Raw genomic sequence first — 21798 nt, forward strand, 5'->3', positions numbered from 1 at the left:
CCATCAACCCAGCGACAGCACACGCCCACCCAGAAGCAGGTGATCAACCCAAAACACCTGGTGCAGCAAGACGATCGCCCAGAACACCATCTGGTAAGAGGCCTTGCGGGTCTTGTGCCTGAAAAGCTGCTGGGCGATCAGCGCCCCTGGCCAGCCACCCAGCAGTTCACCGGCATGCAGCACCTTCTCTGGCGTGCGCCAGGCCTGGGTGCGGGCCTGCTGCTTATCCTGCCAATACAACAGCAGCGTAACCAGGCTTACGGCAGGATAAGTCGCCAGCGGCAGCCATGACTGCCCGCTCCAGGCCATCTGCGCCGCACCCGCCATCGGCAGCAGGCACAACACCCCGAGCATCAGCAGCTTCAGGCGCACATTGCGTATGCCCTGCTCCTTGCGCGCTGCGCGCCGCTGCTCCGTTTGGGCCCGAGGCATATCAGCCGTGCGCCGTCGACCAATCGACCCAGCCGAACTGCCAGGTGGCCAGGATCAACAAACCGAAGGCTATGCGGTACCAGGCGAAAGCGGCGTAGCTGTGGTTCGCAATGAACTTGAGCAGGCCGCGCACTGCGATCATGGCGAAGATGAACGACGTCACGAAGCCAATCGCGAATACCGGAAGATCGCTTGGCTGGAACAGGTCGCGGTATTTGTAGCCCGAGTACACTGCCGCACCGACCATGGTCGGCATGGCCAGGAAAAACGAGAACTCGGTGGCTGCCTTGCGCGACAGGCCGAACAGCAGGCCGCCGATGATGGTCGAGCCGGAGCGCGAGGTGCCTGGGATCATCGCCAGGCACTGCACGAAGCCGATCTTCAAGGCATGCGACCAGCGCATGTCATCGACGTGGTCGACCGCCACGCTGTGGGTACGGCGCTCGGCCCAGAGCATGATCACACCACCGATCACCAGCGCTGTCGCCACGGTGATCGGGTTGAACAGATATTCATGGATCAGGTCGGCGAACAGCACGCCCAACACCACCGCAGGCATGAACGCCAGAAGCAGGTTGGCGGTGAAACGCCGCGCCGTCGGTTGGCTTTTCAGGCCGAACACTACATCGAAGATCTTGCGCCGAAACTCCCATACCACCGCCAGGATGGCCGCCAACTGGATGATGATGTTGAAGGCCATGGCCCGTTCGCCACCAAAGCCGATCAGGTCTGCCACGATGATCTGGTGACCGGTACTGGAGATCGGCAAAAATTCTGTCAGTCCTTCGACCACGCCCAAGATGATTGCCTGAAAGGCAGTCCAAAAATCCATCGTTCCCCCGGTTGGAGCGCTGCTGCTTGCAGGCCCCTTGTTCTTGATTTGCTTGTGATTGCCGCGTGCGGCGCGGCCTTTTTACAGCGTCAGTTGGGACCAATGCCAGTGCAAAAGTTCACGTGGGCTAAAGGTTTCATCTTGCGCGGCCGAAATCCTAGCAGAGCGGCTTTGCAAAGGCTTGCGCGGCATGCGGCAGTTCAGCCGTTAACTAGCACTTAGCCATTAGTCGGGTTTGGCCAAGCGCCGAAGCATGCTTGGATGCACCTTCATAAAAATAACAATGCGGGAGTGCCGTTCATGAAGAACTTGAGGTCAATGTCGATCAGCCGCCGATTGTGGCTAATACTGCTGGTTGCGGTGGCAATGCTTGTGATCCTCGGCCTGCTGATGCTGCGCCAGATCCATGGCGACCTGTACCATGCCAAGGCGGAGAAAACCCACCATGTGGTGCAGACCGCTGCGGGCGTGCTGGCCTATTACCAAGGCCTGGAGGCGGCCGGCACGCTCAGCCGCGAGGCTGCCCAGCAACAGGCCCTACAGGTGGTGCGCACGCTGCGCTACGACCAGAACGACTACTTCTGGATCAACGACCTGGGGCCGAAAATGATCATGCACCCGGCCAACCCCAAGCTCGATGGCCAGGACCTTTCCGCCATTCGCGACCCTGACGGTTTCGCCGTGTTCAACGAAATGGCGGCCCTCGCCCGCAGCCAGGGCGCTGGCCCGGTCAATTACCGCTGGCCCAAGCCCGGTGCCAGCGAACCGGTGGCCAAGACGTCTTATATTCAGCTGTTCAAGCCATGGGGCTGGATCATCGGCTCTGGCGTGTACATCGATGATGTGCAGAACGAATTCGCCCGCCAGTTGCGCCATGCCTCGCTGGTAGGCCTGGGCATCGCCCTGCTGATGGCTCTGGTGGTCATGCTCATCGCCCGCAGCATCGCCCGCCCGTTGCAGGAGGCGGTACAGGCGATGGGCAACATCGCCAGCGGCGAAAGCGACCTCACCCGGCGCCTGGATACCCATGGCCGAGACGAGATTACCCACCTGGGCGAGCACTTCAATCGTTTCAACGGCAAGTTGCAGCGTGTGGTCGGCCAACTGCAGGGCGCGGCGCACTCATTGGCGCAGTCCGCCGGGCATGTTGGTGACAACGCCGGTGCCGCGCAACAACGCAGCGCACAGCAATCGATGCAGATGGATCAGGTGGCAACCGCGGTCAATGAGGTGACCTACGCGGTGCAGGACGTGGCCAAGACCGCGGAGCAGGCTGCAGGCGAAATGCGCGCGGCTCAGCAGCAGGTGGAGCACGGGCAGCAAGCGATCCATGGCAGCCTGCAGCAGATCGACCGGCTTTCGGCGACGATCGACCAGGCTGTGCAGGTGATCCGTGACCTGGCCGGGCACAGCACGAAAATCGGCGGGGTGCTGGAGGTGATACGCTCCATCGCCGAACAGACCAACCTGCTGGCCCTCAACGCAGCCATCGAAGCGGCCCGCGCCGGCGAGCAGGGCCGTGGCTTCGCGGTGGTGGCCGATGAAGTGCGGCTGCTGGCTCAACGCAGCGCCCAGTCGACGGCAGAGATACACACGATGATCGAGCACCTGCAAGGGCAATCGGACGCCGCGGTCAAGGCCATCGACACCAGCAGCGAAGCTTCGCGCCAGACAGTGGAGCAAGCCCGGGAGGCCGGCTCCAGCCTGGACGCCATCAGCCAGGCGCTGCACAACCTCACCGTGCTCAACGCCACCATTGCCAGCGCCACGTTGCAGCAGTCGCACGTGGTGGAGGAGATCAATCGGAACGTACTGGATACGGCCGGGTTATCGCAGCAGACCGCCGCTGCGGCCCGCCAATCCAGTGAGGCAGGCGTGGCATTGGGGCAATTGAGTGAAGAGCTGGAGCAATTGTTGCGTCAGTTCCGCGTTTAGCGCCGTCACGATCTTGCCAAGCCCCGCGCTAGAGCGGCTAAAGCGCCGACCTGACATTTTTGCCAGTAGACCGGTAACGGCCCGCTGAACACTGTGAAACCTCCTTTGACCTGGAGGTTTCACCATGGATACCCGTTACTTTTGCGGTGCGCTGCTAGTCGCCCTCTCCCCTGCCTGGGCGGACCCGCAACTCATCATCCAACTTGACCCGATGCAAACGCTGCAGCGTATCAACCGCAACTACAACAAGGTGACCGATGCCTGCCGTGAGCCAGATACGCTGGCACCGCGGGGCACTACTACTGCAGCGGCGTAACCTTGCGCATGGTCGACGATGGCAATTTCAATCCTTGGGACTACAGCCCCTACGCCATCAAGACGGGCGCCACATCATTCAGCTGGATCCGCAGGGACTTGAGCACCAACCGCCTCATCCGGCCCGCCGGGTATATCCTGCTTACGCCCATGAACGCGCGGGAGCTGGGCCTGCCGGTCATGGAGAAAGGCTTCGTGTGCATCTATAGCTTCGACGGTTTCACCGGCCCCGAACGCAAATGGTACGGATGCGGCCGTTATGGCGCGCCGCTGCCGGCGAACCACCTGAAAAATTCGGCGACCTCCCCGCCTAACCGCAACGCAGCACTCGCCTACGGCAACTGTGATACGTGAGGTGTCCACAACGCGGAGCAATGGCGCAAAAACTACCGCTACGCACGTAACGACATGAATCGCATCCAGGTGACTCAATGCTCCTGGAATGCCGAGCAGCCGTCGGACTGGAGGGCGATGATCGCTGTTCACGAAAACCCCAAAACCATCGGCACGGACACGTTTGCCCGCAAGGAATTGCTGAACGAGCTATTGCTGAGCAACGTGGAACCGGCGGTACAAAAATCACCCGACGATGGCAGTGCACGCCTGCCCTACATCGACGCGGTGGTCTGGGATGTCAACAGCACCCACGTCGGCAGCACACGGGGCGATGTCAAGACGCCCAAACCCACCAAAGGGCTGGAACCTGCGCGCAGTTTCCAGCGCAAGCTCTATGCCCAGGGCTACGCTGTACCGATCCTGCGCCTGGACTTCAGCAAGCCCCCTGCTCAACGGTTTGCTACCGCGCATGCTGAACGCACACTGGCGTTTGTGGCGCTCTTGACGGTCTGCACTACCGCCCAACCCCTCGTAGTGCTGTTTCCAACCATTGAGGTCATTGATACCCAGTGCCTGGCAACTTTTTTCGACGTTTGATGTTTGCCTGTTATCACCACACCCGCGCTCGGTGCGATCATCCGTCCAGGCATCGATGGGGTAGGCACAATAAACATCGAGTTTCGCCAGAGGCCGTTCGACAAACTGGCGCGGGGTGAAAATAATGCCGTTATTCGCTTTCATCCCTGGGTCTTCATAACCTATTCGATCACTGCGCATCCAGGACACCGACACACCCCCAGAGGCCTGCGAGGCCGGGCTAGGGTTCCACACGTCATAATGGTTCGGCTGCCTTGCGCCCGCCTCATCCCACCGATGCGTCGCGCGCATCATCACGCCTGAGCAGTCCACCGCGGGGTCGTTACCGCAACCGGACGGCGTGTCGTTGTACCAGCGGGTAACTTCCGACACGACAGACTCACAACTAGCAGCCTGCACTGAAATGGTGAACGTTATGAGCGGAATAAATAACACGGGCGCGACGTTGCCTGCCAATATATTCATGACATTGCCTCTGTTCAGTAGTGCAATTGATATAACTGCATGAATGAGGCTTAAGTTATAAAGTCATGGCGACAACTGACAAAACTAATAGTTTTTTGAAGTGGCGGCACTTAATGGCAACATTACCGCTGGCACTGGACGGCGTTCGCGGTACAATCGCGCCCCCCCGATTGTTCCAAGGATCGCCGATGTCCGGCCTCGAACTCATCGCCGCCATCCTAGGCACTGCTGCCGTGTGGCTCACCGTCAAACAGAACGCCTGGTGCTGGCCGGTGGGCCTGGTCATGGTGCTTATTTATGGCTGGTTGTTCTTCGATGTGAAGCTGTACTCGGGGATGCTGCTGCAAGGCGCCTACGCGGTGTTGCAACTGTACGGCTGGTGGCAATGGAAACGCCCGGACCGCGCCGAGGATGCTCGTGTGGTGTCGCACCTGTCCAGGCGAGCGGTATTCACCGGGCTGGCGCTTGGCCTGGTGCTGAGCATTGCCCTGGGCGCAGCCATGGCCTATTGGACCGATGCCGTCCTGCCCTGGCTGGATGCCACGCTGACCGGCTTCAGCCTCGTCGCGCAAGTGTGGATGGCGCAGAAACGCGTGCAATGCTGGCCGCTCTGGGTGGTGGTCGATGTCGTCTATGTCGGCCAGTACCTGCACCAGCAGCTGTACTTCACGGCAGGCTTCTTCGCCTTGCTGACCCTCATCGCCGTGCGTGGCTGGCTGGAGTGGCGCCATGACCCGGCCCTGCGGGCAACCGGGGTGCAGCCATGAAGGTGGTGGTACTGTGCGGCCCCGAGTCCAGCGGCAAAAGCTGGCTAAGCGGCGAAATCCAGGCGCACTTTGGCGGCGTGGTGGTCAGCGAGTACGTGCGGCATTTCATCGACCAGCACTGCCGCGACACCTGCTATGCCGATATCACCCCCATCGCCCGCGGCCAGTTGGCCTGGGAGGACCAGGCCCGGGCGATGGCGCCGCCGTTGCTGATCCTCGATACCCACCTGCTCAGCAATATGCTCTGGAGCCAGGCGTTGTTCCAGGATTGCCCTCCCTGGTTGGAACAGGCTTTGCTTGCACGCCACTACGACCTGCATCTGCTGCTGAGCCCGCAAGGGGTTGGCTGGGTTGCCGATGGCCAGCGCAGCCAGCCCGACCTGGCTGACCGCCAGGCTTTCTTCGATGACAGCCTGCAATGGCTGCAACGGCATCAACAAAGGCTGGAAATCATCGATGGCCACTGGCCCCAGCGTAGCGCTTCAGCATTGCGTGCTGTGCAGAACCTACTGCAGGGCAGCGTGGCGCACTGCCCTACCGAGTGTTAACCCGGCGATACACCTGCCTGGGCCTTGACCCCCGTATTTGCGCACTTCCCCACCGATTGCGGGGGGAGTGTCAAGCGGATGAGACATTGTCGAAAAGCGCGCTGCGGGCAACGTGTATAGCGGGCAAAACGGCAACTGCCGGCAAATCTGTCTCAGCACTGATACAACAACTTCCGGGTTCTCCCAGCTCATTTCTGCAACCCACTGAATTCGAAGCGTTATCCAAAAGCGGCACGGCTCCTGCTCTCCTCCTCGCAACGCTGAACCAGGCCAGCGCACAAAGAAGGAATCGCCGTCGTGAGCACACTGGATAAAGGCATTACCCGCCTCCTGTTGGTCAGTTGCGTGTTAGGGGCAAGCGTGGCGCTGCCGGTCCAGGCAGCCGACGGGATCATCGTCATCACCCGCGATGTGCAACCTCGCATGGCGATCCGTGCGCCACTGGCGCCCGACCCCAACCCAACCACCGCCAATGCCAACCCGTCCGCGTACGTGCTCAAACAGAGCACAGAACTCAGTGACGGCGACTTCGCCAACATCACCAGCGGCACGGGCATCTCTTCGTTGATTACCCAGCAGACCGACAACCTGGGCGGCAACATCAGCAACCAGAACCAGCTACCGAACCTGGCAGCTGGCCGTGGCACAGGCTCCGGCAACGGCATTTCAAACATGGTCAACTCGAGCGTCCAGCGTGGCCTTGCCCCCTTGCAGATCCTGACCGGAGGCAAATGAGATGAGGCAGACGTTATCTATCCTGGCCACGTTGTTCAGTGTTTCGGCCCTCGCCCAATCTCCCGTTCCCGTACTGAACACTGCCACCATCGACAGTTCTGGCGCGCAATACCAAGGCAACTTCAGCGTGAACCAGGCCGCCGGCGACCGGCAGCAGCAGGCCAATGCCCGGGCTTTTGCGATTGGCCACGGGGCTGATGCAACCACGCAGATTCGCCAGCGCCAGCAATCTTTGGTAGACCCCAATATGGGAGCCACCGCCAGCATCCAGGGCGGCGCCTTCAGCCATGGCAGCGGCGCTCTGGGGGTCAACCAGAGCGCAGGCGCCAGCACCCAGCAGGCCAATGCCCTGCGCATCAGCATCAGTACACAACCGCAAAGCATCGATGACAGCGTCCTGTTGCAGCAGAACGTGGCGCTGATCAACAGCTCCGATCCAACTGATACCTCACCCGGCTATCGCCAGGTCACCACCGGTGACCAGGCATTCACCGGTAGTCGCGGGGTCATCCAGCTGAATCAGAGCGCCGGGGTGGGCAACCAGACGGCAAACACCCTGAGCGTACGGGTCGCGAACTGACCCAAACAGGTGAGAACAACACTTAACCTAAAAGACGGAGAAACACCATGAAACCCTCGATGGCAATCAAGCCTCTGGTTTTCGCAATTGCTGCGGTCATGGCTGTTGCTGCACAAGCGGATCAGAATGATAGACGCGGTGGCCACGGCCACAATAACAACAACAATCACCAGCAAATGGACAGGGCGGTTTATACCAACGCCAGTGCCACAGCTACTGATTCCCAACGGAGCACGGGTAACTCCATCCGCAACGAAGGCACCATCAACGAAGCCGAAATGAGCAGCTCCGGCGCGGGTGCCAGTGGCAACGTCGGCGTCAACGTGGCGGCCGGTAACGGCAACCAGCAGGACAACGCCGCGGCCATTGCCAACACCTCGTCCGATAACGCCGACATCGACAACAGCTTCGTCTTCGGCACCGCCACCGCCTCCGCCGATGTAATTCAGCGCAGCAACAATAACACCGTCAACAACTGGTCGACCCAAAGCTCGGCCGTCATGAGCGGCTCGGCTGATGGCAGCAGCGGCAACATTGGTATCAACGTGGCTGGCGGCGACCTGAACCAGCAGAAAAATACCATGGCAATCGCCAACAATGCCGCAGGCATCGGTAACTCGAGCGCCACCGCTTCGGCCGATCAGAGCGGCCCTGGCCTGGAAGTGAACAACCGTGCCGACCGTACCTATACCGTCGATACGTTGACCTTCACCACCAGCAAGAGCGGGTCCTCCTCGCGCAGCGGCTCTTACGATGCGAGCATCGACAAGAGCTCCAGCTCGAGCTTCAGCGTTGCTGGCTCCAACAGCAGCAGCGCCAGCGGTTCGAAGAGCAGCAGCTCTAGCGGCTCGAGCAGCATGACCGCCAGCGGCTCCAGCAGCAGCAGCGCCAGTGGCACCAACAGCATGGCTGCCAACGGCTCCAACAGCTGGGACGCCAGTGGTTCGGCCAGCCGGGACCACAGCGCTTCGTCCAGCGCTTCGCTCAATGCATCGCTCGATGCAAGCGCCAACGGCAGCTCCTCCTCGTCTGAAACCTTTGGTCGCTTCGAGCGCTCTCGCAGCGCCGAGTTCGACGCCTCGCTCAATGCCTCGCTCGATGCATCTGTCGATACCTCGCACGAGTCGGCCAGCAACTCGTCGTTTGACAAGTCCTACAACTCGTCCTTCGACAAGGCGTATGACTCTTCGTATGACCGTACCCGTGACTCGTCCTACGACAAGTCTCGTGATACCGCCTACGAGAAGGCACATGACTCGGCATGGGAAAAAGCAAGCGCTTCGGCCTACGAGAAAGCTGGCGAAAAAGCGTCGGAATCTTCGGACAGCATCTCGAAGAGCTTCAGCGAGTCTAGCGAGTTTGCACTGAGCAACACCGTGTCGTTCCAAGTGCTGACCCCGACCGGCTGGGCCAACCCTGTGACCAACACCGCTACCCTGAGTGGTTCGGTCAATGGTGGCAGCGGCAACCTGGGCGTCAACGTGGCAGCAGGTGTGGGCAACCAGCAAAGCAACTCGCTGGCCATCTCCAACACCTCGATGTAACAACTGCGGCCTGGAGGCCCCCTTCGGGGGGCCTCTTTCTAACAAGAAAAACAGGGGGCATCGAACATGCGCATGATCGCCTTGGCAATGTTGCTGAGCATGGCCGGTGTAAGCGAAGCAGCCCAGATGCCATTGTCCGTGCTACCGGGTGGCGCGGTGATCTACAAACCCATCCAGAGTATCCGTGAGCGCAAGTTCGCTGACCTGGTACAGCAGAAAACCGACTTTAGTTGCGGTGCAGCCTCACTGGCGACCATCCTGCGCCAGGCCTACTGGCTGGACGTCGACGAACAACACGTCATAGAAGGCATGCTGGCACACGCTGACCAGGACCTGGTCCGCACTCAAGGTTTCTCGATGCTCGACATGAAGCGCTACGTGGAAAGCCTGGGCATGCGTGCTCGCGGCTATCGGGTAGCCCCGGACACCTTGCACAGTATCCGCATTCCGGTGGTCGTGCTGATGGACATCCGCGGCTACAAGCACTTCGTAGTGATGCAGAAAGTCGACAAGGGCTGGGTCTACATCGGCGACCCGGTACTGGGACACAAGCGGTTCAAGATCGATGACTTCATCAAAGGCTGGAACGGCATCATCTTCGCCGTCATCGGCCAAGGGTACGACAAGAGCAACATCTTGCTCGATCCGCCGCTGCCGCTGAGCGCCAAGAACCGTGTCAGCAACTTCACCCCGGTGCAAGACGCCGAGCTGATGGACTTCGGCTTCATCCAAAGCGACTTCTTCTAACGACAATGGGCAAGACGCTCCGGGAGCAACCCATGAAGACCTCAATCTGGCTGGCCGTCACTTGCATGGCCGCCAGCCTTGCGACACAGGCAGAAACGTTCAAACCGATCGAGTTGAAGGACCAGGAACTGGCCGACCTGCGCGGGCGCTACGTAATGCCGGGGCGCATCGTTAGCTTTGGCATCGTCATGACCAGCACCTGGCAGAACGCCAACGGTGAAGTGATCGGTGCAACCTCCGCGATGCAGATCCAGCAGTCGACCATCAAGCCGCAGTTCTATGTATCGATGATCAATGAAAAAGGCACAGGCAGGCCGCAGTCGGGCAGCTCCGGTACAGGTACCGTCACCGGCGGTGCCGGCCTGAACACCACCGAAGGCGTGACCCAGGTCGTGCGTGCTGCCGGCGATTACAACACCGCCCATAACAATGTCGATATCAACGTCACCAAGGCTAACCAGGCGCCCACCACACAACCCCAAGGGCAGGCCCTGGCCGCTGGCGCTACGCTGGTCGGCGCCAATGGTGCAGGGTCGCTGAGCGTTACCTCCAGTGGCCGCGGCGTGCAGCTGAGCATCATCGCCGGCAACAACCAGGGCAACACCCTGCAGCGCCTGGGGCAAGGCGGCCTCATGCAGAACACTACCCTGCTCGGAAGCAGCAACCGGGTCAGCAACCTGACGTCGCTCAATGTGGTGCTGCGTGACGCGCCCACAGCCGGATCGATGGCCCCCAACCTTGATCAGCTCAAAGGCCTTCGTAATCTCGGATACTGATCTACGCTCAGTCTCATCGTATGTAGTCAGAAGGGACGGCTAACCCATGCACCGTTTGTTGACGTTCAGAGCTATCGTTTGTTTGACAACCTTGGCCCCGGCCACTCTGCTACAGGCGGCAACCGACCCACAGGTCGAAATCCTCAAACAGGAACTGATGGCGCTCAAAGAGCGCTACGAAGCCCAACAGAACGCACTGATGGTACTCGAGCAACGCCTGCGCCAGGTGGAGCAAGCACCGCAAGCGCCAGCGCCCAAGCGCCTGACAAAGTCCCCTGCAGAGGGCGTCAAGGGCGGGCAAACCGTGGCATCGGGCGCACCGGGGACCACCGGCAGCTCCTATGGCCAATCGCTGCAGGACGATTCGGAACCTGCGCAAAGTGTCTCCAACCTGTATGACGAAGCCAGTGGCTTCTTTGGCGGCGGCAAGTTCAGTGTCGAAACCGGCCTGACCTACACCCACTACGACACACGCGCCTTGACCCTCAACGGCTTCCTCGCCCTCGATTCGATCTTCCTCGGCAACATCAACATCGACCGTATCAAGGCAGACAACTGGACGCTGGACCTGACGGCCCGCTACAACGTCGATCAGCGTTGGCAGTTCGACATCAACGTTCCCATCGTCTACCGCGAATCCACCTACTCTTCCGGCGGCGCAGGTGGGGCTGCCGGTGTCAGCTCCGATGGTACCGTTACCCGCGACCCGGCCCTTGGCGACATCAACGTCGGCGTGGCCTACAAGTTCCTGGATGAGTCGGAGAACTGGCCCGACGCAGTGGCCACCTTGCGCATCAAGGCGCCCACAGGCGACGACCCCTACGGCATCAAACTCATCCCGGTTGCCGGCAATGACAACCTGGCTGTCCCGGAGGACCTGCCAACCGGCAACGGCGTCTGGGCGATCACGCCCGGCATCTCGCTGGTCAAGACCTTCGACCCGGCCGTGTTGTTCGCCAGCCTGTCGTACACCTACAACATGGAGGACTCGTTCAGCGACATCAGCCCCACCGTCAACACCAAGGTGCCTGGCGACGTGAAACTCGGGGATTCCTGGCAGATCGGCGGGGGCATCGCGTTCGCCTTGAACGAGAAGATGAGCATGTCGTTCTCGGTCACCGATCAGTTTTCCAGAAAAAGCAAGATCAAGCCTGACGGCGGTGACTGGCAGTCGATCACCAACAGCGACTACAACGCGGCGAACTTCAACATCGGCATGACCTTCGCGGCCTCCAACAACCTGACCATCGTCCCGAACCTTGCCATCGGCCTGACCGACGACGCCCCGGACTTTTCCTTCAGCCTGAAATTCCCGTACTACTTCTGACGCCATTGATGACCGGGCTCACAGCGGGCCCGGCCTTTGGTTACCAACCTTGTAATACGCCGCTTTCATGCCCCCGCCCTGCTATGATTGCTCACATATTTGTGACGTTTTAACGGCAATCAAGGAAAGTTTTCGTGAAAAACCTGCACGGCCATCCGCATACCCGGCTCGTAGCCCTCGCGACCCTGGTACTGGTGATCCCCCTGGCTGTGCGGACCCTGTTGGGGTGGTCCAACCCGCTGGGTTATCTTTCGGACCTTGCCTTGGGCAGCCTGCTGGTGCTGCTGTTGCACCGCAGGCCCGGGTGGTTGGCAGCACCGGTGTTGCTGGCGTGGGCTGCATCATGGATCGCTTCGGCGGAGCTGGTCAGCGCGGTGGGCCGGCTGCCAACAAGTGCCGACCTGAGCTACCTGTTCGATACACAATTCATGGAAAACTCCACCGCCGGTGGCCTTGCCCATGCCTGGCTACCCTGGGTCATGGGCGCCGGCCTGCTGGTTTGGGCGCACACTGCCTGGCGCAACCGCGCAAGGCCTGGCGCACCGCTGGGGTTCAAGGCGCTGGCCATCCCGTTGGCGTTGTTTGGTGTGCACTGGGGCGCTCAGCATCTGCTACCGTCCGACGCCGAGCAGTGGCGCCAGTACAACCTTGCCCACCAGCTCATGTCCGGTGGCGTCGGTACGCTGCAGCGCGAGGCACTGAGCTGGGCCGGGCAAACGCGACCAATCACCCCCCTGCCCAGTGCCGGCCTGACCCAGTCCGACCTGCACGGCCAGAAGCTGCCAAGCGGGCGTGCCCGTAACCTGCTGGTGATCACCCTCGAAGGCATCCCGGGGGCCTACGTGCAGCCCAACCGTCAGGCTCTGCACAGCCGTTTCGATGAAAACCTGATGCCCAACCTCAGCCGCTGGGCCGAGCGTGGGATGAACACGCCAGACTACGTATTGCACACCCACCAGACCATTCGTGGCCTGTATGCGATGCTTTGCGGCGACTACGACAAGCTGGCCAACGGTACCCCGAAGGGGATGGAACTGCTCACCCAGCACCAGCGTAACCAGGCTTGCCTGCCAGCCCAGCTACGCCAGGCCGGCTTCACCACGCATTACCTGCAAGGCGCTGGCCTGCGCTTCATGGCCAAAGACCGCATCATGCCGCACATCGGTTTCGACTCGGTGCACGGCCAGGAGTGGTTCAGCAACGAGAACTACCTGCAATTCCCCTGGGGCAAGGACGACCGCGCGTTCTTCGAGGGTGCGCTGGACTACGTTGGCCAGCTCAGGCAACAAGACCGTCCCTGGATGCTCACCCTGCTGACCGTGGGTACCCACCAACCCTATTCGGCGCCCGCTGAGTACCTGAAGCGCCATGACACAGCCAAGCAGGCCGCGGTGGCTTATCTGGATGACGCAGTCGGTGCCTTCCTCGACAACCTCGAACACCAGGGCGTGCTCGAAGACACCCTGGTGGTAGTCACCTCGGACGAGTCCCACGGTATCGACGGGGTGCGGCTTGCCTCCGCTTGGGGCTTCAACCTGACATTGGCCCCGGAGCAGGCGCAGCTGCCTCACATCAAACAGGGCACCTATGGGCATATCGACCTGGCGACGTCCTTGCTCGACTATTTCGCCTTGCCAATACCCGCCGCCCTGGGCGGCCGCTCGCTTTATCGCGATTACGATACTGGCCGCGAGATGATTTCCTACACCAACGCGATGTTGCGCTACCACGATGGCCAGGGCGTGTTCACCGAATGCGACTTCCAGCAGCGCTGCCGCCGCTACGCCAGCGAGGGCTTCATCGCCGAGAAGGCCAAATACCTCGGCGCTGGCGACAGCCGACTCGGCGCTCAGCTCGGCGCCCTCGTCGGCGTGCTCGATCAGTCCTTGCTGCAAACGCCGCTCAACCTGCGCTATCAGTTCGGTGGGCCCTCGCCCATCCAGCTGCAGGCGCGAATTCATGATGACTGGGCCGATAACCTGATTGGCGCCCAGTACCTGGAGATGCCGGGGGGGTCACGCACGCGGGTGAAGGTCAAGGTACGCGCACTCGACCCACGGCATGCGGCCTACATTCGGCTCAAGGCCAAGGAACGGGAACAAGATGTGCCGCTGGGCCTGCCCGAGGAAATTCGCGTGACTGCCGCTGAACCGCTGGAGATGGAGTTCGGCTTCGACAACCCCACGCAGCGCAAGGCGTTTTCGTTCCACCTGCTGGGGTACGGTGCAGGGGAAGTCGAAGTCAGCGATTTCAGCGTGATCACGGCGCTGCCAGGGGAAGATGAAACGGTCGAAGAAGGTCCCGACGCGCATATCGCTCAGTCGAGCTGATTGGCTCTGGGTCGCAGCCGGCTCCGGGGTCAGGCGCCGCTGGGAAAGGTTCAGCGAATCTGATGCTTGTGCAACAGGCGGTAGAACGTAGGCCGCGATATCCCGAGCACCTTCGCGGCAAAGCTCAAGTTGTTGCTGTGCCTGTTGAGCACATCACACAACGCCTGACGTTCTGCCCGATGCTTGTAGTCTTCCAGGGTACCCAACGGCAGGTCTTCCTGTTCCACCACATGCAGGCCAAGGTCTTGGGGCTCGATCTGGCGCCCTTCTGCCAGCACCAGGCCGCGACGCACCCGGTTGGCCAGCTCCCGTACATTGCCCGGCCAATGATGGCGGCCCATCGCAGCCAACGCGTGATCACTGAATGTGCGGGGCCTGCGGCCTGTTTCCAGGCTGTAGAAATGAGAAAAATGGTTGGCCAGCATCGAAAGGTCACCATGCCGGTCTCGCAACGGCGCGGTCACCACCTGCAGGACATTGAGCCGGTAGTACAGGTCCTCGCGAAAGCGGCCTTGTTCGATGGCACGCTCCAGGTCCACGTGCGTGGCCGCGAGCACCCGCACATCGACCGGTATCGGCTGGCTTCCACCTACCCGCTCGATATGCTTTTCCTGCAGAAACCGCAGCAGATTGGCCTGTAACTCCAACGGCAGGTCACCAATTTCGTCGAGAAACAAGGTGCCACCATGGGCCGCTTCGATACGCCCGACCTTACGCTGATGGGCGCCGGTAAAAGCGCCTTTCTCATGCCCGAACAGCTCCGACTGGATCAGGTGCTCGGGTATCGCACCGCAATTGATGGCGATGAACGGCATGTCGCAGCGCTGCGACTGGCGATGCAGGGTGCGCGCGACCAGTTCCTTGCCTGTACCGCTTTCCCCGCGAATCAGCACGGGTGATTCGGTGGGTGCCAGCTTGCCCAGCAGTTTGCGCAATTCGAGAATCGGCCGGCTGTCGCCGAGCAACTCGTCCTTGAGCCCATCGATCGGCACCGCCCCCTTGCCGCGCAAGCGCGCCATGCCGAACGCGCGGCCCAAGGTCACCAGCACCCGTGAGACATCGAACGGCAAGGTATGGAAGTCGAAGAACCATTCGCAGACGAAGTCACCCACGTTCTGCATTCGCAGCTGGTCGGCGTTGAGTACCGCGATCCATTCGGTGTTGCTGCGTTTGATCATGTCCTTGACCGCATCGGGGTGTCGCAAATGCGAATCCTGCAAGCGCAACAGGCCGATATCGCACCGGTGCTCCAGCGCCAGGTCAAGGCTACAACTGTGCACATCCCAGCCGGCGCTCTCAAGGCCTGGCAGCAAGCGGTGGCAATCGTCGCAGGGGTCGACGATGAGCAAGCGACGAAGGGATGCGGTTTCGTGCATGACCGTTCCTTGGCGCCAGATTATGGTTTTTTACGAGAAAACAGTAAGTTGCGGCGCCCATTTAACAGTAGCAACGAACTTGACGCTGCCCACTACCGTCTGTCCGCCCATTTCCGACGGTTTTTGCGCGCTCGGGAATTTTTCATAATAAACGGCGTCACAGGCGGCGCAGGAAACAAAAACGTGTGGGCCGTAAAAAATTTACAGCCACCGTGTGACTCCACCCCTAACTTGGAGCATCAGTACAAGTAACCCCGCGCTGCGAATCGCCACTCGCTGAAGCGATGATGCAGTTAAGCGGACTTGAATTTCGATGTTTGGGACCATAGAGAGACCGAACCATGAATGCCCCGCTCCGTGTCAACGAAGCACTGCTGATCGCCGACCACGCCTTCGAACCCTTCCAGTGCGTCGCCTGGGATGCACCCAATGGTACTGGTGAGCTGAGCCTGGCAGTGATCGACCGGACCAGCACCCGTATCGGCAGCAAGCAAGTGTCTTCGCGCATCTATTCCGACCCGGCCCAGTGGGCCAGCCTCATCGAGGAAGTGCGCGCCGAACTGTGCCAGAAAGGTTATGCCCTGCAACCCTGGTCGATGCCGAAGTAATATCAGCGTTCGCCTGCAAGTGCGTGCTTGGCACGCACTTGGGCAACTTTTCCAGTGCCAGTCAGGCAACTTTTATAACTGCGACAAAGTGTCACCCCTTCCTCGCACAGTGCATCACTGTTTGAGCCTGAAGTGCTCGATATGCTGATAGTCCGCTTGTAATTGCGTGGCCATCTGCCGTGCTCGCCCCAGACGAACTGGCGCCATTTCCATGTCGACCAACAGTGTGGCGCAGGGCATCGGCTGTAGATCGTTCGAGCGCTGCAGACGGCCATCGGTGAATACCAGGCAGCGCTGCTGCTCTTGCGGATGGGCTTTTTGCCGTGCGTGCAACCAACGTCTGCCCTGCTCCAGGGCTGCAACCAACGGCGTACCGCCGCCAGCACCCAGCGCGTTCAACCAAGGTTGCAGGGACGCTGAGGCCTTCAGGCCATGGCGCTGCCACTGCGGTGCCCCGCCACTGGCTGTGAGCAAGGCTAGCCGGGCGCGCTGGCGATAAGCCTGATCGAACAGCTCTGCCAGCAGCCCTTTACTCTGGGCCAGCGCCTGATGCCGGCGGGTCGAGGCCGACGCATCGACGATCACCACCCACAGTTCGGCAGCACGGCCTTGGCGCTGTTGCCAGCAAAGGTCCTCGGGCAGGCGTGGGCGCCCCTTGAGCAACGTCGAAAGCCAGGCAACCCGGCCTTTCCCCGCCGCCCGCACGCGCCCACGGCTGGCTCCATTGTGTTTTCCAATCCGGGGCAAGGCATCCGCCACCTTGGTGCCTGACGGGCGGATGCTCAGGGCTTTTTTGCCCAGTTCGGTACCTCGCGCCGGGCGCCGCTGGCCACGGGCTGCGCAGGCAGCGCGCCCCAGTCACCCTGCCCGCCTTGGCTATCCCCATCGCGCCCACCTGCCTGTGGGGGCTCGGAGGGAGGAGCAACCTCAGGCGGTACTTTGCGTCGATGGCGCAACGCAAATTCTGCTACTGCTTGGATATCGATCTCTTCGATCGCCCCCGCGCCGCGCCAGGCACAGTGGGCGCGGGCGGCACGTAGCCACACCAGGTCGGCTCGCATGCCATCGACCCCCGCGGCGAAGCAACGCTCGGTAATCCAACCCAAGGCGCGGTCGTCCAGCGCGATCGCAGCAAGGCCTTGGCGCGCCACCTGGCAGCGCTCCCGCAATTGCGCCTGGGCAGCGGCCCACTGTTCACAGAACGCCAGCGGGTCGCTGTCGAATGCCAAGCGGCGACGAATGATCTGCTGGCGCGCTTGTGGCTCTGGTAGCCCGTCCAGCACCACGTTCAGGCCAAAGCGGTCAAGCAACTGCGGACGCAACTCGCCTTCTTCCGGATTCATGGTGCCGATCAGAACGAAACGGGCACTGTGGCGGTGGGAAATACCGTCACGTTCTATACGGTTGGTGCCGCTGGCAGCCACATCGAGCAGAAGATCGACCAAGGTGTCGGGTAGCAGGTTGACCTCATCGACGTACAGCACGCCGCCATCAGCCTGGGCCAGCACCCCTGGCGAAAATTGCGCCTTGCCCTGCCCCAGTGCCGCATCGAGGTCGAGCGTGCCGACCAGCCGTTCTTCGCTGGCGCCCAGTGGCAGGGTGACGAATGGCCCCTCACCGAGCAGGTCGGCCAAGCCGCGGGCCAGGGTACTTTTGGCCATGCCACGCGGGCCCTCGATCAGCACACCGCCGATCTTCGGGTCGATTGCGGTCAGGCACAGCGCCAGCTTCAGGTCGTCTGCACCGACCACCGCCGCCAAGGGAAATTGTACGGGCTCATTCATTTCAAGCTTGTTCCTCGCCGTTGAGCAACTGCTCCTCGAGGGCTTCCCGGTAGTCACCAGGTGCTTCCCAGAGCCCGCGCTGCTGGGCCTCCAGCAAGCGCTCGGTGAGGTCTCGCAAAGCCTCGGGGTTATGCTCACGCATGAAGTCGCGGGTCGCCGGGTCGAGCACATAGGCATCGGCCAGCGACTGATAATGATGGTCATCGATCAGGTGCGTGGTGGCATCGAAGGCGAATAGGTTGTCGACCGTCGCCGCCAGCTCGAAGGCGCCCTTGTAGCCATGGCGCTTGGCCCCGTCGATCCATTTGGGGTTGAGGGCACGGGCGCGAATGACCCTGTTCAGTTCCTCTTTGAGGGTACGGATGCGCGGCCGGTCGAGCTGGCTGTGGTCGCCGTGGTAACTGGCCACCCCCGCACCGGACAAGGTTTCCGACGCCGCCAGCATGCCCCCTTGGAACTGGTAATAGTCGTTGGAATCGAGCAGGTCATGCTCATGGTTGTCCTGGTTCTGCAGCACCGCCTGGACCTGGCCCAGCCGCCTGGCGAACTGGGCACGCGCCGGGGTACCTTCGTCACTGCCACCGTACGCGTAGCCGCCATGGTTGAGGTACACCTCGGCCAGATCCTCCCGGCTATGCCAGAGGCGGCCATCGATTGCATTCTGCACCCCGGCCCCGTAGGCGCCGGGCTTGGCGCCGAATACCCGCCAACCGGCCTGGCGTGCAGCCTGTTCGGCCTCAACGCCCTCGGCCTGCAATGCCGCGCGCTCGGCACGCACCCGCGCCGCCAGGGGGTTGAGGTCTTGCGGTTCGTCCAGTGCGGCTACCGCCTGCACCGCCGCATCGAACAGGCGGATCAGGTTGCCGAAGGCGTCGCGGAAGAACCCCGAGACGCGCAAGGTCACATCCACCCGAGGGCGATCGAGCAGGCTCAACGGCAGGATCTCGAAATCATCGACACGCTGGCTACCGCTGGCCCACACCGGGCGCACGCCCATCAGCGCCATGGCCTGGGCAATGTCGTCACCGCCGGTGCGCATGGTCGCCGTGCCCCATACCGAAAGGCCAAGCTGGCGCAGGTGGTCGCCGTGGTCCTGCAAATGGCGTTCGAGGATCAGATTCGCTGAGGCGAAACCCAGGCGCCAGGCAGTGGTGGTGGGCAGGTTACGTATGTCCACGGTGTAGAAATTACGCCCCGTGGGCAGCACATCCAGGCGGCCGCGGCTAGGGGCTCCGCTGGGGCCGGCGGGTACGAAGCGCCCCGCCAAGGCGGCGAGCAGGCCATTGATCTCGGCCGCCCCGCAGGCGTCCAAGTCTGGAGCTACCTGCCCCTGTAATGCCTGTACCACCTGATGGACCGGCTGCCACTGCGCCTCGTCGGGCAATTGCAGCGTACCGCCCAAAGCGTGCTCGATCACCTGCAGTGCCAGCAGTTCAAGGCGTTCCCGGGTGTCGCCACAGGTACGCCACAGCGCGTCGCTCACCCCCTGCAATAGCGCCGGACGCGGCCCCGCCCAGTTTTGCCCAAGGTCACAGTCCAACGGGTCGAAGCCCAGCGCCAAAGCCTTGGCGAGTGTACGCAGCAAACTGGCGCTACCACCCCGACCATCACCGCGCTCGACGCGCAGCAAAGCCAGCAGGGTGTCGATCCGCAGCCGTGCTTGCGGCGACTGGCCGAACACGTGCAAGCCATCACGGATCTGTGACTCCTTGAGGTCGCACAGGTAGGTATCCAGGCGTGGCAGCCACACGGCAGCGTCGTCCAGTTGCCCTTCCAGTTGCAGCTCACGGTCGATGTGGTTGGCCTTGACCAACTCCAGAATATCGCGCTGCAGTTCACGGGCGCGGCGTGGGTCGAGCATCTGCGCTTCGTAGAACTCGTCTGCCAGCTGTTCAAGGTGGCGCAACGGGCCGTAGGTTTCGGCTCGGGTCAACGGTGGCATCAGGTGGTCGATGATCACAGCCTGCGTGCGACGCTTGGCCTGAGCGCCCTCGCCCGGATCGTTGACGATAAACGGGTAGATGTTCGGCAGCGGGCCAAGCAGTGCATCCGGCCAGCACTGATCGGACAGGCCGACACCTTTGCCGGGCAGCCACTCCAGATTGCCATGTTTGCCCACATGGATGACCGCATCGGCGGCGAAGGCGTGGCGCAGCCAGAAATGGAATGCCAGGTAGCCATGCGGCGGAACCAGATCCGGGTCGTGGTAAACGGCACTGGGGTCGACCTGGTAACCGCGGGCCGGCTGGATGCCGACGAACGTCAGGCCATAGCGCAGCCCGGCCACCATCAGGCGACCGCTGCGGTACATCGGGTCTTGCTCGGGCGCCCCCCAGCGTTCCAGCACGGCCTGGCGGTTGGCTTCGGGCAGGCGCTCGAAAGCAGCCTGATAATCCGCCAGGCTCAGGCTCTGGGTGCAGGGGCGCTGGTCGAGGTGATCGAGGTCGTTGGTGACGCCGCCGAGCAGCTGGTGAATCAGTTGCGTGCCGCTGTCTGGCAGTTCGCCCAGCGGGTAGCCTTCAGCCTGCAGCGCCTTGAGAATGTTGAGCGCCGCTGCGGGGGTATCGAGGCCAACGCCATTTCCGATGCGCCCGTCTCGGGTCGGGTAGTTGGCGAGCACCAGCGCAACGCGCTTTTGCCCATTGGGCAGGCGCGCCAGCGCCACCCAGCGCCTGGCCAGCTCGGCGACAAAATCCATACGCTCTGGATGGGCGCGGTAGCACACCACATCAGACTGGCTGCGCTCACTGCGCCAGGCCATGTCCTTGAAGCTCACCGGCCGCGTGATGATGCGCCCGTCCAGCTCGGGCAAGGCAATGTGCATGGCCAGGTCGCGAGCGCCCAGGCCCTGCTCGCTGGCTTCCCAACCGGGTTGGTTGTCCTGCGCGCAGATCGCCTGCAGCACCGCAATGTCACGGCGAAACGGCCGCAGGTTGGGACGTTCCGGGCTGGACATGGCAAAGCCCGTGGTATTGATCAGGACCTCGGCCCCCACTTCGTCCAGCCAGTTTTCGACCTGCTCCAGGCAGGCGCATTCCTTGAGGCTGGCAACGGCGATCGGCAACGGATTGAGGCCCGCCGCCTGCAGGCGCTGGCAAAACACGTCGATGAACGCGGTATTGGCGGCCTGCAGGTGCGAACGGTAGAACAGCAGTGGTGCTACCGGGTGCTCCGGGTGCCACTGGCCGAACCAGTCCTTGAGCGTCGCAGTGGGGGTGCCGGGGTGATACACCGACGTGCGTGGCAACGGTTGCGGTGCATCCCAGCTGTAATCGCGGCCCAGCCACTGGCTGGCCAGGTATTTGAACAGGTTGATGGCATTGGCCTTGCCCCCTTGGCGCAGGTAATGCCAAAGGTGCTCGGCTGGCTCCCCGGTGATGCTGCCCAGCCCGGTCAACTCCGGGTCGGGGCGGTCGTCACCGGGCACCAGGATCAACTGCACCCCGCGCGAAGCCAGTTCGACCAGCTGTTGCACACCATAGCGCCAGTAGCCCACGCCACCGTGCAACGACACCAGGATCACCTTGGCGTGGCGCAGCACCTGGTCGACATAAAGGTCGACGGAGGCATGGTTCTGCACCTGCATGGGGTTGGCCAGGCGCAGGCTGGGGTAGTCGTCCGGCAGTTGCTCGGCGGTTTCAGCGAGCAATGCCAAGTGCGAGTCGCCGCTGCAGAGAATCACCAGCTCGGCGGGTGTCTGGCCGAAGTCGGCGATGCTGTCGTCCGGCACGAAACCGCCGGGCTGGGTCCGCAGCAAGTGCATG

Annotated in this window: 20 protein-coding genes; 14 read left to right on the top strand and 6 right to left on the bottom strand. The window is 62.0% G+C overall.

Annotation, left to right across the window (positions count from 1 at the left end; genetic code table 11):
• Positions 1-3 precede the first annotated feature (3 nt).
• Both ABRP30_RS13740 and ABRP30_RS13745 read right to left on the bottom strand, forming a co-directional pair.
• On the bottom strand, positions 4-432 hold the full coding sequence (locus ABRP30_RS13740) for a DUF1294 domain-containing protein (protein ID WP_349975283.1): 429 nt from the start codon (positions 430-432) through the stop codon (positions 4-6).
• A gap of 1 nt (position 433) precedes the next feature.
• Complete coding sequence (locus tag ABRP30_RS13745; protein ID WP_267816129.1) at positions 434-1264, bottom strand: undecaprenyl-diphosphate phosphatase; 831 nt, start codon at positions 1262-1264, stop codon at positions 434-436.
• Positions 1265-1564: 300 nt separating this feature from the next.
• On the opposite strand from ABRP30_RS13745, the gene ABRP30_RS13750 reads away from it, so the two are divergent.
• The 13 genes from ABRP30_RS13750 to ABRP30_RS13810 all read left to right on the top strand — a co-directional run bounded on the left by ABRP30_RS13750 (position 1565) and on the right by ABRP30_RS13810 (position 14266).
• A complete protein-coding gene (locus ABRP30_RS13750) occupies positions 1565-3199 on the top strand; it encodes a methyl-accepting chemotaxis protein (RefSeq protein WP_267816131.1) in 1635 nt (544 codons plus the stop codon).
• A gap of 124 nt (positions 3200-3323) precedes the next feature.
• Positions 3324-3515: a hypothetical protein gene (locus tag ABRP30_RS13755; RefSeq protein WP_267816133.1), complete on the top strand. Its 192-nt coding sequence runs from the start codon at positions 3324-3326 to the stop codon at positions 3513-3515.
• A gap of 2 nt (positions 3516-3517) precedes the next feature.
• Entirely contained in the window at positions 3518-3868 is a 351-nt protein-coding gene (locus tag ABRP30_RS13760; RefSeq protein WP_267816136.1) for a hypothetical protein, read from the top strand.
• 54 nt (positions 3869-3922) lie between these two features.
• Positions 3923-4447 (top strand): hypothetical protein, encoded by a 525-nt coding sequence (locus ABRP30_RS13765; protein WP_267816138.1) that lies wholly within the window; start codon positions 3923-3925, stop codon positions 4445-4447.
• Positions 4448-5100: 653 nt separating this feature from the next.
• Positions 5101-5679, top strand: coding sequence for a nicotinamide riboside transporter PnuC (pnuC, locus tag ABRP30_RS13770; protein ID WP_241803523.1), 579 nt, complete (start codon positions 5101-5103; stop codon positions 5677-5679).
• Positions 5676-6227 (top strand): AAA family ATPase, encoded by a 552-nt coding sequence (locus ABRP30_RS13775; protein WP_267816142.1) that lies wholly within the window; start codon positions 5676-5678, stop codon positions 6225-6227. The genes pnuC and ABRP30_RS13775 overlap by 4 nt, the downstream gene beginning before the upstream one ends.
• Before the next feature lie 297 nt (positions 6228-6524).
• Positions 6525-6962, top strand: a complete 438-nt coding sequence (locus ABRP30_RS13780; protein ID WP_267816144.1) for a hypothetical protein — start codon at positions 6525-6527, stop codon at positions 6960-6962.
• Position 6963: 1 nt separating this feature from the next.
• Positions 6964-7542, top strand: a complete 579-nt coding sequence (locus ABRP30_RS13785; RefSeq protein ID WP_267816146.1) for an adhesin — start codon at positions 6964-6966, stop codon at positions 7540-7542.
• A 47-nt stretch (positions 7543-7589) separates the two neighbouring features.
• The gene (locus ABRP30_RS13790; protein ID WP_267816148.1) at positions 7590-9086 is read left to right on the top strand and encodes a heme utilization protein; all 1497 of its coding nucleotides are present in this window, start codon (positions 7590-7592) and stop codon (positions 9084-9086) included.
• A gap of 66 nt (positions 9087-9152) precedes the next feature.
• Positions 9153-9833, top strand: coding sequence for a C39 family peptidase (locus tag ABRP30_RS13795; protein WP_241803528.1), 681 nt, complete (start codon positions 9153-9155; stop codon positions 9831-9833).
• Positions 9834-9865: 32 nt separating this feature from the next.
• On the top strand, positions 9866-10609 hold the full coding sequence (locus tag ABRP30_RS13800; protein WP_267816151.1) for a hypothetical protein: 744 nt from the start codon (positions 9866-9868) through the stop codon (positions 10607-10609).
• 46 nt (positions 10610-10655) lie between these two features.
• Positions 10656-11936, top strand: coding sequence for a hypothetical protein (locus ABRP30_RS13805; RefSeq protein ID WP_267816153.1), 1281 nt, complete (start codon positions 10656-10658; stop codon positions 11934-11936).
• A 134-nt stretch (positions 11937-12070) separates the two neighbouring features.
• Positions 12071-14266: an LTA synthase family protein gene (locus tag ABRP30_RS13810; RefSeq protein ID WP_267816155.1), complete on the top strand. Its 2196-nt coding sequence runs from the start codon at positions 12071-12073 to the stop codon at positions 14264-14266.
• A 50-nt stretch (positions 14267-14316) separates the two neighbouring features.
• On the opposite strand, the gene ABRP30_RS13815 is transcribed toward ABRP30_RS13810, so the two are convergent.
• A complete protein-coding gene (locus tag ABRP30_RS13815; protein ID WP_267816157.1) occupies positions 14317-15642 on the bottom strand; it encodes a sigma-54 dependent transcriptional regulator in 1326 nt (441 codons plus the stop codon).
• A 341-nt stretch (positions 15643-15983) separates the two neighbouring features.
• Here ABRP30_RS13815 and ABRP30_RS13820 point away from each other — a divergent pair, with 341 nt between their 5' ends.
• Positions 15984-16250, top strand: coding sequence for a hypothetical protein (locus ABRP30_RS13820; protein ID WP_012314620.1), 267 nt, complete (start codon positions 15984-15986; stop codon positions 16248-16250).
• Between the two features lie 114 nt (positions 16251-16364).
• Here ABRP30_RS13820 and ABRP30_RS13825 read toward each other — a convergent pair whose 3' ends face one another.
• The 3 genes from ABRP30_RS13825 to cobN form a co-directional block, all read right to left on the bottom strand.
• Positions 16365-16955 (bottom strand): VWA domain-containing protein, encoded by a 591-nt coding sequence (locus ABRP30_RS13825; protein ID WP_267823974.1) that lies wholly within the window; start codon positions 16953-16955, stop codon positions 16365-16367.
• A 77-nt stretch (positions 16956-17032) separates the two neighbouring features.
• Positions 17033-18034: an ATP-binding protein gene (locus ABRP30_RS13830; RefSeq protein ID WP_267816161.1), complete on the bottom strand. Its 1002-nt coding sequence runs from the start codon at positions 18032-18034 to the stop codon at positions 17033-17035.
• Between the two features lies 1 nt (position 18035).
• Positions 18036-21797, bottom strand: coding sequence for a cobaltochelatase subunit CobN (gene cobN, locus ABRP30_RS13835; RefSeq protein ID WP_349975282.1), 3762 nt, complete (start codon positions 21795-21797; stop codon positions 18036-18038).
• Between the last annotated feature and the right edge of the window lies 1 nt (position 21798).

This window comes from Pseudomonas sp. WHRI 8519, from assembly GCF_040224055.2.
GTDB lineage: Bacteria > Pseudomonadota > Gammaproteobacteria > Pseudomonadales > Pseudomonadaceae > Aquipseudomonas > Aquipseudomonas putida_X.